This is a genomic window from Xanthomonas sp. AC360, assembly GCF_979258225.1.
The window spans coordinates 1,233,475-1,248,093 of sequence record NZ_OZ409846.1; the positions used below are offsets into that span (position 1 = coordinate 1,233,475).

Here is a 14,619-nt window from a genome sequence, read left to right on the forward strand (position 1 = left end):
GCTAGCTATCAAGCTTGCGGTTGCATCAACACCTCAGCGTTTGCGCTCACGCATCGCCGCTTCGTCATCCAGCCAGTTGCTGCCCTTGTTGGTCAGGAAGAACATGTACACCACCAACGACACCGCAATCACCGCGGTTGCGTAGATCACGAACTCGCTTACGTGACCGGTCTTCAACGAGGCCTGATACAACAGCGGCGCGGTGCCACCAAACGCGGAGTTCGCCAGTGCATAGCCCAGGCCAACGCCCAGCGCGCGCACATGGGTGGGGAACAATTCCGCCTTCACCACCGCATTGATCGAGGTGTAGCCGGTCAGGATCACAAAGCCCACGGTGAGGATCGCGAATGCGGTCAACCAGTCGGTCTGCTTGGGTAGCTCGGTCACCAGGAACCAGGTGTACAGCACGCCGCCGATGCCGAAGAACACCAGCAAGGTCTTGCGCCCCACGATATCCGACAGCCAACCGCCCACCGGCTGCATCAGCATCAGCACCGTCAGCGCAACCAGGTTGATGATGGTGCCGGCCATCACGTCGCCACCGGCGAACGCGGTCTGGATCATCTTCGGGCCCGTCACCGAATAGGTGTAGAACGCGATGGTGCCGCCGGCCGTGATCAAGAAGCACAGCAACAGCGGACGCCACTGATTGACGAACAGCTCGCGCATCGAGCCCGACGCCTTGGCCTTGCCGGTGCGCGAATCGGCGATGGATTCAGAGCTCAGCGATTCGTCCATGGTCTGACGCAACCAGAACACCACCAGCGCACCGATACCGCCCAGGCCGAACGCCACACGCCAGCCCCATTCGGACACCTGCGAGGCATCGAAGAAGTGCAGCATCACCAGCAAGGTGGTCTGCGCCAGCACGTGCCCACCCACCAGGGTGACGTAATGGAACGACGACAAGAACCCGCGCCGGCCCGGAATCGCCGCCTCGGACATGTAGGTCGCGCTGGTGCCGTATTCGCCACCGGTCGCAAAGCCCTGCACCATGCGCGCCAACAACAGGATGATCGGCGCGGCAATACCAATAGTGGCCACCGTCGGCGTTACCGCGATCACGAACGAGCACAGCGCCATCATCGACACCGAGATCGTCAACGCCAACCGCCGGCCGTAGCGGTCGGCAAAGCGACCGAAGTACCACGCACCGATCGGCCGCATCAAAAACGTCATCGCAAAGATCGCCCACACGAACATCGTGGCGTTCTTGTCTTCCTTGGAAAAGAACTGCGATTCGAAATAGGTGGCAAATACCGAGTAGACGTAGACGTCGTACCACTCGACCAGGTTGCCGGCCGATCCTTTGAGCGTATTGGACACCGAGCGGCGAAGGCTACCGGGTGCTGCGCCAGAACCGGCGGCGATCGGAGACGAGGGGGGTGCGCTCATGCGGTCAAAACCTCTTCGGTGGGGCAGCCTGGGAGTATAGGTGCGCACTTGTGTGACGCATGTAAGCATTTCGGCGCATATACATCCCGCAGATCCGGTTGCCGCGCGCCCGCTTCAGTCCGCTTTGAGCGTTGGCGCCGCAAGCGATTTGCTGTACATCCCCGACCGGTCGAAACAGCACGCACGCCGCTTGCCGGAGGCGAGCATGTCGCAGGCAGTGGCAATGCGCTTGATCCGCGTGTCGGCCTTCTTGCCCGAGGTGATCCAAAAGATCCAGTCGCGCCGCGCCACTGCGGTGATGGCGTCCCAGGTGGCCCGCGCGTTTGGCTGCGTGGCCAACGCGGCATGCAGATCGTCCGGCAGCACCGGCTCGGGTTCTTCGGCAACCGGCGCGATGTCCAGCGCCACCGTCTCGCCAGCGGCAACCCCGGCAGTGCGCTGCAGCGCGCGATCCACCTTGAGCCAATGCCCACCCTGCCCGTCCGGCTGCAACGTCGCCTGCACTGGATGCCCGGCAAACGTGCCCGCAATGGTCACCATACTGCGCGACGGCAGCTTGTTGCTTGCCGTCGCGGGCAGCTGCAGAAACAGCCAAGTGGCATCGGCCGGCACTGCCGGTTGCAGCAGCGCCGCCTTGAAGCGGATGGTGTCGGCTGGCTTGACCATGGCGCGGACGATAGCACTGCATGGGATCGCGTTCGCTGCCGCGCAGTGCGCGCGTTGCGGGCGCCTGTAGAGCCGATCGCCCACCATGCGACGCATATATAGATGGCGGTGCAAGCTGTAGCTCGCAATCGATGCGTCTGCAGCTTCGTCGCAAAGCGGCGAGCACTTCATGACACGCAGCGACTGGCCAGAAGACGCGCGGACGCCGCACGAGAAACGGACGCACTGCATAACCGCCGCACCAGACGCACCTGCCCGGCGCTCAGGCAGCCGCCTCTATCCCCACCTGTAAACTCAAGCGTCCAGGGCACACGGATCGTCCAGCGCAATCACCATGAGCAAGCATCACACCGAGACCAGTAAGTTTCTCAGCTACGTCTTGCGGCATGCACCGGAATCCATCGGGCTGACGCTGGATCGCGACGGCTGGGCAGACATCGACGCGTTGATTGCGGCAGCCAATGTCCACGGCAAGGCGCTGGATGCGGAGCTGATCGGCGCTGTGGTCTCCAGCAGCGACAAGCAGCGCTTTGCGCTGTCTGCCAACGGCCTGCGCATCCGTGCAGTGCAGGGTCATTCGACGGCGAGCGTGGCGCTTGCGCACGTGGCAAAGACACCGCCGACGCTGCTATACCACGGCACCGCAACGCGGTTTCTCGACGCGATCCTGCGCGAAGGCCTGCGCCCGGGCCAACGCCACCATGTGCATCTGTCCGCCGATCCGCAGACCGCCATGCACGTGGGCGCCCGCTATGGCACGCCGGTCTTGCTGATCGTCCAGGCCGGACAGATGCATGACCAGGGCCTGCGGTTTTTTGAGGCCGACAATGGCGTGTGGCTCATCGACGCAGTACCGGTAACGTTTCTGACCCAGGCCACCTGACGCACGCAGGCCGGCAACTGCCGCTGGGCGCAGCGGCATGTGGCACGGCACCACAGCAGTGCCTGGCAGCGCAGCGCACGCACCTGCCTTCACAACCCCCATGCCGCGCGCCTTGGCAGAATACCGGCCGCTTGTGGCCGCAGTGGCAGGGGAATCGGAGTTGGATGCATGACATGGATCATCGTGGCCACCGTCGTCATCACCTTGCTGGTGGGGCTGCTGCTGCTCAACTTCGCCACACCTGAGAAGAAGCTCGAGCATATTCCGAGCCATTGCTACGACGTTTCGGACCCGCAGTTCAAACGCGAGATGTCGGTGTTGCTGGGGCCAGCGATCCTGCCCGGCAACAAGATCCAGGTGCTGCAGAACGGGCACGAGATCTTTCCGGCGATGCTGGCCGCCATCCGCGGTGCGCAGCACACGATCACCTTCGAAACCTACATCTACTGGTCGGGCGAGATCGGCCGCGAGTTCAGCGAGGCGCTGTCCGAGCGCGCGCGCGCCGGCGTCAAGGTGCGCGTCACCATCGATTGGGGCGGCAGTTTGAAGATGGACCCGTCGCTGGTCGAAGAGATGACCGACGCCGGCGTGGAAGTGCACCGCTACCGTCCGCTCACCTGGTACAACCTGCACCGCGTCAACAACCGCACCCATCGCAAGTTGCTGGTGATCGATGGCCGCATCGGCTTTACCGGCGGTGTGGGCGTGGCCGATCAATGGATGGGCGATGCGCAGGACCCGGAGCACTGGCGCGACTCGCATTACCGCATCGAAGGCCCGGTGGTGGCGCAGGTGCAGGCCGCCTTCAACGACAACTGGATCAAGACCACCGGCCGCGTGCTCAACGGCGCCGAGTACTACCCGCAGCTGGCGCCAGCCGGCGACAGCGATGCGCAGCTGTTCGTGGCCTCGCCGGCCGGCGGCAGCGAGAGCATGCACCTGATGTATCTGATCGCCATTGCCGCGGCACGCACGTCCATCGATCTGGCCGCGGCATACTTCGTGCCGGATGCGCTGATCACCCGCTCGCTGCTGGAGGCGCGCAGCCGCGGCGTCAAGATCCGCGTGCTGCTGCCGGGCAAACATATCGATGCGGTGTCGGTGCGGCTGGCGTCCAAGGCCAGCTGGGAGCCGCTGCTGCAGGCCGGTATCGAAATCCACGAATACCGGCCCACCATGCTGCACACCAAGCTGCTGATCATCGACACCTTGCTGGTGTCGGTGGGCTCGACCAACTTCGACATCCGCTCGTTCCGCCTCAACGACGAGGCCAGCCTGAATGTCTACGACGCCACGCTGGCCGCGCGCATGACCGAGGTATTCGATCGCGACCTGCAACGCGCCGAGCAGTACACGCTGGAACGCTGGCGGGCGCGGCCGCTGCGGCAGAAGCTGGGCGAAAAACTGGTGTTCCCGTTCCGTTCGCAGGTGTGATGCAGCGTCACCGATGCCGCGCACCGCATCGGCTCACACCACTGCGTCAGCTGCCTGCAACCGCAGCTGGCGCAGGCGCCACCACACCCCGCCCACGTGCACCAGCGAATACAGCACCAGTGCGGCGGCAATGCCCAGGGTCAGCGGGCTGGCCTGCGACCCGGCAGCCGCCGCACCTTCGCTGAAAGCACCGGAACCCCAGCGCCAGGCCAAGCGGCCCAGCAGCACCAGCATCAACGCGCCGCCGATCCATGGATTGGGCGTGTACCAGCCGCGGCCGTCCACCCATTCGGCGTGCGTGTAACGCAGCGACACTGCGCCCAGCCCGATGCCGGCCGCCGTTCCCAGCGCAACGCCCAGCCGCACCTGCGGTAATCCGTAGACCGCAAACGCCAGTGCGGCGGCGGCGATGACCAGCACGGCCACACGCACCCCAGTGCCCACCGGCTTCCACTGCTGGCGACCGAAGCTGCGGCGGATGCGCCGGTAGTAAATAAAGGCGATGGCCGCCATCGACAGGTACGGGGTAAACGGTGCGATGGCAGCAGCGGGCATGACCAATCCTGTGTGGGTGCAGTGACGGCTGCAGGATGAAACCCGCCGGTACCGCGAACAAGGTGCCAAGTGTCACTTTCTGCGGCCGGCGGCGTATTTCACGGCGGCCGGCTCCTGGGTGCGTCGCTCTCCCGATCGCCGGTGCCATCGCCTTCGGTGAACGCCGCACACGCGCACGCCAGCCATTGCCACACGCGGATCAAGGCCGCGGCGGTAGACTTGCCGGCAGTATTCCCCCACCGCAGTGCCATGTCCGCCATCAAGCACCACGCCCAGACGCTGATCGATACGCTGCCCGACACGGCAGACTGGCAGGACGTGGTGCGCGTCGTGGAGGCGGCCAGCTTCCAGGCCGCCGTGCTGGACGGGATTGCCGCAGCCGACCAGGGCGCCATCACCGCACCGGCCCAGGTCACCGCACTGTTCGCCAGATGGGGCGTTGATGTTGCGGCGTGACTGGACCGTCCCGGCCGCCAAGCAGCTCGCCCACGCCCAGGATCATTACCACGCGCTCAACCCGACCATTGCCGCGGCGATGGCGCGGCATGTGCTGGAGGCCACCCGCACCCTGGCCGAGCAGCCCGGGCGTGGCCAGCGCCGGCCGCGTGCCCGGTACCCGCGAGTGGGTGGTCAAGCACACGCCCTACGTGCTGGTTTACCGCGTGCGCGACGACGCGCTGCAACTGCTGCACATCCATCTGGACCCCAGCGACTGGCTGCCCCGCAGCGAACCGCTGATCGAACGTATCGAGCCGTGGATCGCCGCGCTGATCAGCGCGCTGCTGCATGTGCTGATGCTGCTGATCCTGCTGTCCGCCTCCACCCCCAGCATGACCCCGCCGCAAGGCTCGGCCAGCGGTGGCCGCACCAAGGTGGATTTTGTCGGCGACACCGATCAGCCGCAGCAACCCACGCCCTCCCCGACGCCCACACCGCCCTCGCAGACCCCTGCGCCGGTGCAGCCGCCGCCGGCCGCCTCACCGCTGCAATCCACGCTGGTCCAGAACGCCAAGAACCCGGTGCCGCCGCAAGGCAATACCCGCCGCGGCAGCCTGGCCGAGCAGCGCCGTGCACAACCGGTGCAGCGCCCCACCCCGCCGCAACCGCCGGCCGAACCGTCATCGCCGCCGCAGCGCCGCCCCGAAACCTGGACCGGCCGCCCACCGGGCATGCTCGACGAATCGGCCGATGCCGCCGAAGACGGCAGCGCCAACACGCCCACCATCAGCGAAGGCCGCCGCCGCGACCGCAGCAACGCCCAGCCCAGCATGGATATCGGCGGCTTCCAGGTCTATTACGACGTGCGCAGCGAAACCCAGCTGCGCGCGTGGAAGGAACAGGGCATGCAGGAGATCGCCATCATCCTGCCCGGCACCCAGCAACGCATGGTCTGCCCGCTGGATGTCGCGCTCAAACGCGGCTCCAGCAAATGCCGCCTGCTGCCACCGGATTCGCCGGAACTGAAGAACATCGGCGACGCCCGCGAGGTCATCAACATGATGGAGGTCTACCGCCAGGGCGAGCCAGTCTGGCGCGGGCCGGGGCCGTATCGGTAATGCATGGATCTATGTCTGCCGCACATGTCGGCAGGCAATCCTGCTGTGCTTCAGAAACGCTCACCAAAAACCGCTGTCGCGTTGCCCATCGACCGCAACCGAACGCGCCGACCATTTAGAGCGGCTAATAAAACGTAGCGAGCAGTCGTCAGGTGGGTGTGGACGGCGCGCTCAGAACCGGCATGTATGGGTGGTACATGCCGCTTCCGAGCACCGGCCGCGCCCGCCTGGCGGTGAGCACGGTAGGGTTGTTAGCTGCCCTTAGTCAGCGCGTTCGGCGGCAATTCGCACGTCGCGCAGATCAGCGCCCCTGGTCTTTGCCCAGCTGGGTGCCCAGTTTTCCATTGAACGGCGCCGGATCGCTGGTGACCAGGCAGTTATAGGGTTTGTCGCTGTTGAGGACGAGCACCGATGACTTGGGGCCCTTGAAATTCAGCCCAGTCGAAAACAGCACATAGGTATTGGGCAACGCGCTCGGGCGAAACGCGCCGAAGGCATATTCGCCAGACAACCCCAACGGGGACAGCGGCACCGTCAGCATCAGCGGCTGTGTCACGACGGGTGAGGGAAGCGACGACGAGGCGGTCATGATCAGGGACTGCGCATCGATGGAATACGTGGTGGTGACCACCATCCCCAGATATTTGGAACTCGGCGCCGCAACCTGCTTGCGACATGCGGCAATGTCTTCCGGCTTCTTGTCTTCCTGCCCGCTCTGCAGCGTGGCGAAGACATGGCTCAAGGTGACCCGCTCGGTGTTGCTGACCGGCGCCGCCATGGCCGCTTCCATGCACACGGCCGTCGTCAGCAGTAACGCGCTGCATGCGGCGAGTTGGCGAGAAAGGCTGAGTGTTTGATGCATGTCGAAAACTCCTGAGTCTGAAGCGGGTTAATGGCACTGGACGCGCATTGGCGGCGTTACCTGGCATGACGAACATGTTCATCCCGACGTTCCCTGCGCATCCCGCACAGGTGACATGTCTCACTCAGCCATCCAAACAAAAACCGTCGGTTTACGTTCTCGCTTGATTCCAATCTCGACCTCACGATTCTCGCCAACGCATGCTCTAGCGAATATGTCACTCGGCACGATGAGAAACGCTTGATATAGCGATATTGGAGAGCGGTCGTTTCACAACCCGACAAATCGTCTCATTAACTTCGATGCGTGATGCATCGCCTATTTTCAATCCGACAGAAGGTCGGATCTGTTCTCAATCTCAGTGATCGACCGATACTGAAAATCCACGGCCGTAGCGATGGAATCACTGCACGGCGCAACCTGCGTACACACCAGTCAGGCCACCCGGTTGCTGACGCTGGCCAGCGCGGCCGGACAAGGTACAGAGCAGGCAGATCGGATCCGTTGACCTGACATCGCACTCAGAGCCCGCAGCCCGCTGCAAACTGGCTACAGTGCGCCCAGGGCCACCACGCCTACTCCGTCCATCAGCGTCTCAAAGGATCCGCATGTCTCTGCATCGTCTTGCACCTCGCCTTGGGCTGGCCGTTGGCCTGCTGTGCGCCTGCGCCGCGCACGCCGCCGAGCCGGCGGCCGCGCATCGCCTGCTGCGCGTCACCCTGGGCGGCGCCACCGACCAGCCCGTCTCCGGGCGGCTGTTGGTGTTCGCCACCCTGGCCAAGGACGCGCAGGCGCAGGCCAAGGACGGCAAGGTGGAGGCGGTGGATACCAACCCGTTCCGTCCTAGCGCCACGACGGTGGCCGCGCAGGAGGTTGCCGGGCTTGCGCCGGGGGCCAGCGTGCAGATCGATCTGGACAACATCGTCTACCCCAGCGGGTTTTCCGCGCTGCCGGCCGGCGCCTATCTGTTCCAGGCCGTGCTGGACCCGGACCACAGCTACGGCTACGGCGGCCGCGATGGCGGCGACCTGCTGAGCGCGGTGACGCCGGTCACCCTGGGCAAAAGCGCAGCGCTGCCGGCACTGACGCTCAGCACACAGCTGCCTGTCTCGGACGACCCGTGGCAGGTGTCGCCACGCGCACCGCAGGCTGTGCGCGATGCCGTGCCGGAGGCCAAGCTGCACACCACCGATGCCTCGATGGTCAGCCCGTCGCTGAGCGCGTTCTGGGGCCGGCCGGTCTCGCTGCGCGCACGCGTGCTCACCCCACCCGGCTATGACGCCAAAGCCCGCACGCGCTACCCAACCGTGTATGTCACCCACGGCTTCGGCGGCAACTACAACCGCTTTGCCGGCAGCATCGCCGCCACCTGGAGCGCGATGGCGGCCAAGCAGATGCCGCCGATGATCTGGGTGTTCCTGGATCAGGCCACGCCCACCGGCACCCACGAGTTCGCAGACTCGGTCAACAACGGCCCCTGGGGCAACGCGCTGACCGAAGAGCTGATCCCGGCGCTGGAGCGCCAGTACAAGATGGACGGCAAGGCCAGCGGCCGGTTCTTGACCGGGCACTCGTCCGGCGGCTGGGCCACGCTGTGGCTGCAGACGCGCTACCCCAAACTGTTCGGCGGCACCTGGTCCACCTCGCCCGATTCCAGCGACTTCCGCGACTTCACCGGCCCGGATCTGTACGCGCCCAATGCCAACGTCTACCGGCGCCCCGACGGCAGCCAGTTCCCGCTGGTCCGCGATGGGGGCAAGGTGGTGGCCGAACTGGAAACCTTCGCCAAGCTCGAACGCGTGCTCGGCCCGTACGGCGGCCAGCTCACCTCGTTCGAGTGGGTGTTCTCCCCGCGCGGTGCCGACGGCCGCCCGGTGCCGATGTTCGATCGCGACACCGGCAAGGTCGACCCGGCCGTGGCGGCCTACTGGCGCACGCATTACGACATCGCCGCCCGCGTGGCCGCGCAGTGGCCCACGCTCAAGCCGGACCTGGACGGCAAGATTCACCTGATTGTCGGCACCGCCGACACGTTCTACCTGGACGGCGCGGCGCATAAATTCCAGTCGGTGCTGGACGGCCTGGGCGCCAAGAGCGACTTCCGCTATCTGGAAGGCCGCAGCCACTTCGACCTGTACAAGGAAGGCGACGACGGCAACGCCCTGATGAAGAAGATCGCGTCGGAAATGTACGCAGTGGCGCGACCGAAGCAGTAAGTGCGCCCTCGCACCGCCGGCGCCGCCGCGTGGCGTCCCGGCGGTGCGCGCGACGGATTTCGCTCAGACGATTAACTCGATATCTGCGCCTGCGCTGCAACACCGCACGGCGCAGCAGCGCGCTCGTGCAACCGCATGCAGGGCTGCTGCGTGCAGCAACGCACCTGAGCATCGCGATGCAGTGTGCCAACGTACTGTGCAAGACGCGCAAGATGCGTGGCATTGACCACACCGCGCGCATCTTCGCTCTCGCCGCTGAGAGCAGCTAACAACACGTCACGAGCAGTCGTCAGGTGGCTCTGGACGACGCGCCCATCACCGGTGTGCACGCGTGCACCGAACACCGGCCAACCCGCCATGCGGTGAGTACAGTCGGTTTCTCAGCTGCTCACGCCGAGCGCTTGGGCAGCTCCCACTCCATCTGCTGGCGCAATACCAGCAGCAGCACCTTGAGGCTGCCGGAGCGGACCAATGCGGCGGGGGTCTGGCCATCCAGCGCGTTCATCGGTTCGCGAAACCAGCGGATCAGCGCCGCGTTATTGCCACCGTGCAGTGCCCAGGCGTGGCACACGATCTCGCCCAGCGCCTCGATGCCGGCACCGCCCAGCAACTTGAGATGCTCCGGGCTGAATTTGAACAGCGACAGCACCAGCTCGGCGTCGGCGGCCTTGCCGTGATCGACCGCCATCTGCGCGCTGTGCGCGGTGCTGTAGCTGGACGGCTGCGCGCGCAGGGCTTCGGCCCGGCGCATGCCAATGAGCAGTGAGTCAATCAGGTCGGCGCGTTCCACGGTGCAGTCCGGCAGTGTCTAGCGCGCACGCTAACGGTGCGGCTAGCCGCGCTCAATCGGGAGTCTCCCGACAGCCGCTGCGTCAGTCAGCCGGCATTGCCATCGGCAGTCTTTAACAACCGCCTTGCTAGCATCTGGGCGCGTTGCTGGTGGCGCCGGGTGACCCGGGCCGCCGTTTCTGGAGTGTCATCTCATGAGGAGTCGCCGATGAACTGGAAGTCCGCCGTTGCCCTGCTTGCCCTGTCCGCCACCGCCGTGCCGGCGCTGGCCCAATCCGACCGGCAAGTCGCCGAAGACATGATCACCCGCTCGGCCAATGTCTGCCCCGGCCACAGCACCGAGCGCACCAGCCCCACCGTCAAGGCCGTGCCCGTCGGCGCGCTGCGCGTGATGCTGGAGCGTGGCCTGGTGATGTGCCCCGACCGCCGCCTGGATGCCACCGCCCCGGCCGTGTTCTATGGCCGCCTGGGCGTGTTCGCCTGGAACCCGGAAGTACCCGCCGGCAAGACCGTGATCGTCAAGCAGATCGACACGATGACCCGCAAGGACGACTACCCGGTCGAAACGCTGGTGTGGGACGCCAAGGGCACCGCGCTCAAGCAGCAGACCGTGCCGATGTTCGAGCCACGGCCTGGTGCGGCGGTGTTGTACAAGGTGCGTTGAGGCCATCCGGCGCTACGCGCCGGAACCGTTTCAGCCGGCATCCCGAGCGATGCCTGCACCCGCCGGGGCCGCATGCACGCGCGCGCCCCGGCATCTGATATCTGCACTACCGCTTGCTACCGCGCGCTAGCGATACCCGCACTGCGCAATCATCGCTAAGCCGCTGCGCGTGGATCTGGTCGACGACCACGCGCACCGCGCGTGCGGCATTGAAAATGTTCTCGCCCAGCACCGATAGGCTGTTGGCATCCAGTGGATTGCCGCTGCACACCGCCACCATGTCGCTCTGCGCAGTGATCGTACGCAGCAGCGTGTGGAACTGGTCGATCTGCGCGACGGTGACGCCGAAGGTGAAGGGCTCTTGCTGCGTCCGTAGCGTGGCGGTTTTGCGGGTTTTCGAAGTCGTCATGGCATCCGTCCTCGACGTGAGCGGACAAGATGTCCGCATACCAAATTTATCCCTTTTTCAGATATTTGAAAAGGGGATATAGCTTCAGTGCGGCCCATCAACGTTGCCGCCATGCCAATCAAGTCGATCCACAAAGACCATTACGACATTCTGCTACAGCAACTGCGCGAGCTTCGCCTCTCCGCTGGGTTGACGCAGGTTGCCTTGAGCACAGCACTTGAGCGTCCACAGTCGTATGTGAGTGACGTCGAGCGAGGCAGTCGCCGGATGGATCTTCTCCAGTTACGCGACTTCTGCAACGCCTGCGGAACCTCACTGACGAAGTTCGTTAGCGATTTCGAGAAGGAACTGAAATAACGCGTCGAACCAGCGCTTGTTGGGTCACTCATGACTGTTCGGCGCGACCGTCGCGGTGAAGTGTCTCGGCTCCCCCGTGATCGGGTCATCGAATGCCAGCGTCTGCGCGAACAGCTGCAACGGCCGTTCTGGATCATCTGGCCGCTGGTCTTCCAGATCGGGATAGAAGCGGTCATGCAGGATCGGTACGCCCAACGCGGCCATATGCACGCGTAACTGATGCTTGCGCCCGGTGACCGGCTCCAACCGATAGGTCCACGCGTCTGCGCCGCGCGCAACTACATCGATCACCGTCTCGCTATTCGGTTCGCCCACGCACTCGCGCATGCGAAAGAACGGCTCGCCCGGCTCAAGTCGGCTGCGACGCACATACGGAAACGCCAGCCCCGGTAGCGGCGGTGCCACCGCCAGATAGTGCTTGCGGATGCGTCGCTCGCGAAACAACGCCTGGTAGATCCCACGTGTCGCCGGGTTGGCCGAGAACAACACCAGTCCGGCGGTATCGCGGTCGATGCGGTGCAGCGGCACCAGCGCCGGGTTATCCAGGCGCTGAACCAACCGCGTCAATAGCGTCTGGCGCACGTACGCACCAGCAGGCACCACGGGCAGAAAATGCGGCTTGCAGGCAACGACGATATGCGCGTCGGCATGTACCACCGTTTCCGTTGCCGTGATGATCGGCTCGTCCGCGACTTCGCGAAAATAATAGATCTCTGCGCCAAGCCGATACGGCGTGGCAACATCCAATGCCCGCTGCTGGTCATCCAGCACGCGTCCACGCGCGAAGCGATCGCGCCACGTCTCAGCCGCCACGCCGGGAAAGCACGCACATAGCGCCTGCAGCACCGTGTGCCACGGGCCGGACGGTAGCTGGAACTGGCTGGCAGGAATGCCATCAAGGGTCGGGCGGGGAGCGGACATGGCGACAGCAGCAGCGCACTCAAACAATTGAATGGGATCGTACCTTGCCGCACCGACTATCACTGCAACGTGCCTGCCTCACTGATCGGGGAATGCGATTCCCAAGCGATCTCCAAGCGGCGCGTTGGTGGACAACGCATCCCCTGCCGCCTGGCTTGCTGGCCTGCATGTCGCGCGCGCTCATCCCGACGCACGTCCGCCGCACGCGTCGACACCATACATGCGGCGCAGGCCCGTGCCTGCGCCGCATACCGCTACAGCAGCCCGGTTCCTACATCTGCCAGCACTGCGGCTGGCACCTCCGACGTCGGCAGCAGCGCGTACGCATACGGCGGCTTCCAGCCGATCGCCGTGTTGAGGGTGCAGACCATGGGCACGCCGTTGACCTGCGAACCACGATCGACATACCTGCCGCCACCGATGTCCTGCACCACATCCTTGCAGCCACTGGCGCCGCCCACCAGGAAGGTATTGTTCTCCGACAGAATCGCCGACTGGATCGCCACACCATGCGCATAGTTGAACGGATAGTCCGGATCGGCCTTGTCGCCCAGGTGCAGATTGTTGAATAGATGGATCTGGCCATAACGCCCACGCGGGCCACGTGATGCCACCGCGTTGAACAGCGAATCGTGGATGGTGACCTTCAACTTACCCACATCGCCACGGTCAGTCTTGTCGGTGGAGCCAATCAGCGTGTTCTTCTCGTGGTGATCGAAGAACGTGTGCGAGATGGTCACGTAGTTGGCACCATTCTTGACGTCCAGCGCGCCATCGTGATGTTGCACATGGCGGCCATTGGCGACTTCGTTGCGATCATCCAGCCGACGTCCATCGGTGAACACCATATGGTCGATCCATACATTGCTGGCACCGTCGATGGTCAGGCCATCGAACTCTGAATTCCAATTGCCCAGCTTGCCGTCGGTCGGATCCCACAGCGGCTCCGGGTCCCAAGGGTTTTCGATGTTGAGGTTGCGCAGGATGACATCGTTGCTCTTGACCAGCAGATAGCCTTCGATGATCCAGGCATCGGCTCCCACCCCGATCAGCGTAGTTTTGGCGGGAATCTCCAGGCGCGCGCGCTGCTTCATTTCGGCCTTGGTGGCATAGGCCACACCGCCACTGACGTCGATGACGCCTTGCACATAGATCAAGCGCCCGCCCGCACCGACCGGTGCGCGCAACGCCGTCCTGAGCGCATCGGCATCGGCGACCACGAACGTATCTGCCAGCGCCGCCGCGCTGCCGCCACGTGTGCCACCATTTTGCGTTGCCCACCCGGTGCTGGCCACCTCACGCGCAGGATCGGCCAACGCCGCCATGCTCGCCACAGACAGGCACACACCGCAAACGGCGCGCAGCATCCCACTTCGCGCAAGAGTCTTGCTCGATTCGATCTTCATGTTGTCCCCATGACGCATGCAAGAGATTGCCTGCCGCACGCACGTCGCAAGACGAAGACGGCAGGCATGCTGGCCATCGGCAACACCGCTGTTATTGCAGGGTGCCGCGATGGCGGGCGAAATCTAGCAAAACAGACTCAACCGCAAACGACTATTCACTTTTAAATCGCGCGTGTGTTGCGTTTTGCTGCGCAGCGAACCCATCGCGGGTGATGGCATGCACACAAATCCACAATGCGCCGACGCATGTCACGCGAGCCATTGGGACAACGTTGAAGACATTGCGCAAAACACACAGCGCCTGCATCGCAACGCGCGCTGTTTGGACGTGTACGGTGTCGAAAAAAAAGACACGTCGAAGACCGTCTGCTTACAACTTGCCGACGCTGGCTTTGGCCGTGGCGTCGACAGCCGCTTCATGCAATGGGATCGCGCTTTGCCTTGCCGATTCTCTCTGCAGGATGTCTCTCTCTTCGGTCGCGTAGGAAGAGGTTGGAGCGATGCCC

At 64.4% G+C, this 14,619-nt stretch carries 14 protein-coding genes, 2 other RNA genes and 1 pseudogene; 7 read left to right on the forward strand and 10 right to left on the reverse strand.

Going from position 1 to position 14,619, the window contains the following annotated elements; translation table 11 throughout:
* Window positions 1-33: 33 nt before the first annotated feature.
* Window positions 34-1,395: an MFS transporter gene (locus ACZZ0O_RS05280; RefSeq protein ID WP_463590170.1), complete on the reverse strand. Its 1,362-nt coding sequence runs from the start codon at window positions 1,393-1,395 to the stop codon at window positions 34-36.
* A gap of 114 nt (window positions 1,396-1,509) precedes the next feature.
* Window positions 1,510-2,061, reverse strand: a complete 552-nt coding sequence (locus ACZZ0O_RS05285; protein ID WP_463590171.1) for a YdeI/OmpD-associated family protein — start codon at window positions 2,059-2,061, stop codon at window positions 1,510-1,512.
* A 334-nt stretch (window positions 2,062-2,395) separates the two neighbouring features.
* Between ACZZ0O_RS05285 and ACZZ0O_RS05290 the strand changes: the two genes are divergently transcribed.
* Both ACZZ0O_RS05290 and ACZZ0O_RS05295 read left to right on the forward strand, forming a co-directional pair.
* The gene (locus tag ACZZ0O_RS05290; RefSeq protein WP_463590172.1) at window positions 2,396-2,944 is read left to right on the forward strand and encodes an RNA 2'-phosphotransferase; all 549 of its coding nucleotides are present in this window, start codon (window positions 2,396-2,398) and stop codon (window positions 2,942-2,944) included.
* Window positions 2,945-3,112: 168 nt separating this feature from the next.
* On the forward strand, window positions 3,113-4,378 hold the full coding sequence (locus tag ACZZ0O_RS05295; protein WP_161964561.1) for a phospholipase D-like domain-containing protein: 1,266 nt from the start codon (window positions 3,113-3,115) through the stop codon (window positions 4,376-4,378).
* A 33-nt stretch (window positions 4,379-4,411) separates the two neighbouring features.
* Here the strand turns inward: ACZZ0O_RS05295 and ACZZ0O_RS05300 are convergent, their stop codons facing one another.
* Window positions 4,412-4,933 (reverse strand): hypothetical protein, encoded by a 522-nt coding sequence (locus ACZZ0O_RS05300; RefSeq protein ID WP_463590173.1) that lies wholly within the window; start codon window positions 4,931-4,933, stop codon window positions 4,412-4,414.
* Window positions 4,934-5,182: 249 nt separating this feature from the next.
* On the opposite strand from ACZZ0O_RS05300, the gene ACZZ0O_RS05305 reads away from it, so the two are divergent.
* Together ACZZ0O_RS05305 and ACZZ0O_RS05310 are read left to right on the forward strand one after the other, a co-directional pair.
* The gene (locus tag ACZZ0O_RS05305; protein WP_463590174.1) at window positions 5,183-5,389 is read left to right on the forward strand and encodes a hypothetical protein; all 207 of its coding nucleotides are present in this window, start codon (window positions 5,183-5,185) and stop codon (window positions 5,387-5,389) included.
* Window positions 5,376-6,489 (forward strand): annotated as a pseudogene (locus ACZZ0O_RS05310) (type II toxin-antitoxin system RelE/ParE family toxin). The gene ACZZ0O_RS05305 and the pseudogene ACZZ0O_RS05310 overlap by 14 nt, the downstream one beginning before the upstream one ends.
* Window positions 6,490-6,611: 122 nt before the next feature.
* Here ACZZ0O_RS05310 and ACZZ0O_RS05315 read toward each other — a convergent pair.
* Window positions 6,612-6,688: non-coding RNA, sX9 sRNA (locus ACZZ0O_RS05315), on the reverse strand.
* Between the two features lie 102 nt (window positions 6,689-6,790).
* Window positions 6,791-7,279 carry a hypothetical protein gene (locus ACZZ0O_RS05320; RefSeq protein ID WP_463592398.1) on the reverse strand — a complete coding sequence of 163 codons (489 nt, stop codon included), beginning with the start codon at window positions 7,277-7,279 and terminating at the stop codon, window positions 6,791-6,793.
* 680 nt (window positions 7,280-7,959) lie between these two features.
* On the opposite strand from ACZZ0O_RS05320, the gene ACZZ0O_RS05325 reads away from it, so the two are divergent.
* On the forward strand, window positions 7,960-9,567 hold the full coding sequence (locus ACZZ0O_RS05325) for an alpha/beta hydrolase (RefSeq protein ID WP_463590175.1): 1,608 nt from the start codon (window positions 7,960-7,962) through the stop codon (window positions 9,565-9,567).
* A 263-nt stretch (window positions 9,568-9,830) separates the two neighbouring features.
* On the opposite strand, the gene ACZZ0O_RS05330 is transcribed toward ACZZ0O_RS05325, so the two are convergent.
* Both ACZZ0O_RS05330 and ACZZ0O_RS05335 read right to left on the reverse strand, forming a co-directional pair.
* Window positions 9,831-9,904: non-coding RNA, sX9 sRNA (locus ACZZ0O_RS05330), on the reverse strand.
* Between the two features lie 51 nt (window positions 9,905-9,955).
* The gene (locus ACZZ0O_RS05335; RefSeq protein ID WP_463590176.1) at window positions 9,956-10,357 is read right to left on the reverse strand and encodes a hypothetical protein; all 402 of its coding nucleotides are present in this window, start codon (window positions 10,355-10,357) and stop codon (window positions 9,956-9,958) included.
* A gap of 231 nt (window positions 10,358-10,588) precedes the next feature.
* Here ACZZ0O_RS05335 and ACZZ0O_RS05340 point away from each other — a divergent pair, with 231 nt between their 5' ends.
* Window positions 10,589-11,020, forward strand: coding sequence for a hypothetical protein (locus ACZZ0O_RS05340; RefSeq protein ID WP_193552864.1), 432 nt, complete (start codon window positions 10,589-10,591; stop codon window positions 11,018-11,020).
* 106 nt (window positions 11,021-11,126) lie between these two features.
* On the opposite strand, the gene ACZZ0O_RS05345 is transcribed toward ACZZ0O_RS05340, so the two are convergent.
* Window positions 11,127-11,429, reverse strand: a complete 303-nt coding sequence (locus tag ACZZ0O_RS05345; RefSeq protein WP_463590177.1) for a hypothetical protein — start codon at window positions 11,427-11,429, stop codon at window positions 11,127-11,129.
* Between the two features lie 111 nt (window positions 11,430-11,540).
* On the opposite strand from ACZZ0O_RS05345, the gene ACZZ0O_RS05350 reads away from it, so the two are divergent.
* Window positions 11,541-11,786 carry a helix-turn-helix domain-containing protein gene (locus tag ACZZ0O_RS05350; protein WP_115552350.1) on the forward strand — a complete coding sequence of 82 codons (246 nt, stop codon included), beginning with the start codon at window positions 11,541-11,543 and terminating at the stop codon, window positions 11,784-11,786.
* 24 nt (window positions 11,787-11,810) lie between these two features.
* Here the strand turns inward: ACZZ0O_RS05350 and ACZZ0O_RS05355 are convergent, their stop codons facing one another.
* Entirely contained in the window at window positions 11,811-12,707 is an 897-nt protein-coding gene (locus ACZZ0O_RS05355; protein ID WP_463590178.1) for an RluA family pseudouridine synthase, read from the reverse strand.
* A gap of 254 nt (window positions 12,708-12,961) precedes the next feature.
* Window positions 12,962-14,074 carry a pectate lyase family protein gene (locus ACZZ0O_RS05360; RefSeq protein ID WP_463590179.1) on the reverse strand — a complete coding sequence of 371 codons (1,113 nt, stop codon included), beginning with the start codon at window positions 14,072-14,074 and terminating at the stop codon, window positions 12,962-12,964.
* Window positions 14,075-14,619 lie beyond the last annotated feature (545 nt).

What these genes read in the sequence shown, in the direction of transcription:
- ACZZ0O_RS05295 (WP_161964561.1), top strand. Translation starts at nt 3,113, where the DNA reads ATGACATGGATCATCGTGGCCACCGTCGTCATCACCTTGCTGGTGGGG.
- ACZZ0O_RS05290 (WP_463590172.1), top strand. Translation starts at nt 2,396, where the DNA reads ATGAGCAAGCATCACACCGAGACCAGTAAGTTTCTCAGCTACGTCTTG.
- ACZZ0O_RS05355 (WP_463590178.1), bottom strand. Translation starts at nt 12,707, where the DNA reads ATGTCCGCTCCCCGCCCGACCCTTGATGGCATTCCTGCCAGCCAGTTC.
- ACZZ0O_RS05300 (WP_463590173.1), bottom strand. Translation starts at nt 4,933, where the DNA reads ATGCCCGCTGCTGCCATCGCACCGTTTACCCCGTACCTGTCGATGGCG.
- ACZZ0O_RS05345 (WP_463590177.1), bottom strand. Translation starts at nt 11,429, where the DNA reads ATGACGACTTCGAAAACCCGCAAAACCGCCACGCTACGGACGCAGCAA.
- ACZZ0O_RS05320 (WP_463592398.1), bottom strand. Translation starts at nt 7,279, where the DNA reads ATGGAAGCGGCCATGGCGGCGCCGGTCAGCAACACCGAGCGGGTCACC.
- ACZZ0O_RS05325 (WP_463590175.1), top strand. Translation starts at nt 7,960, where the DNA reads ATGTCTCTGCATCGTCTTGCACCTCGCCTTGGGCTGGCCGTTGGCCTG.
- ACZZ0O_RS05350 (WP_115552350.1), top strand. Translation starts at nt 11,541, where the DNA reads ATGCCAATCAAGTCGATCCACAAAGACCATTACGACATTCTGCTACAG.
- ACZZ0O_RS05285 (WP_463590171.1), bottom strand. Translation starts at nt 2,061, where the DNA reads ATGGTCAAGCCAGCCGACACCATCCGCTTCAAGGCGGCGCTGCTGCAA.
- ACZZ0O_RS05280 (WP_463590170.1), bottom strand. Translation starts at nt 1,395, where the DNA reads ATGAGCGCACCCCCCTCGTCTCCGATCGCCGCCGGTTCTGGCGCAGCA.
- ACZZ0O_RS05305 (WP_463590174.1), top strand. Translation starts at nt 5,183, where the DNA reads ATGTCCGCCATCAAGCACCACGCCCAGACGCTGATCGATACGCTGCCC.
- ACZZ0O_RS05360 (WP_463590179.1), bottom strand. Translation starts at nt 14,074, where the DNA reads ATGCTGCGCGCCGTTTGCGGTGTGTGCCTGTCTGTGGCGAGCATGGCG.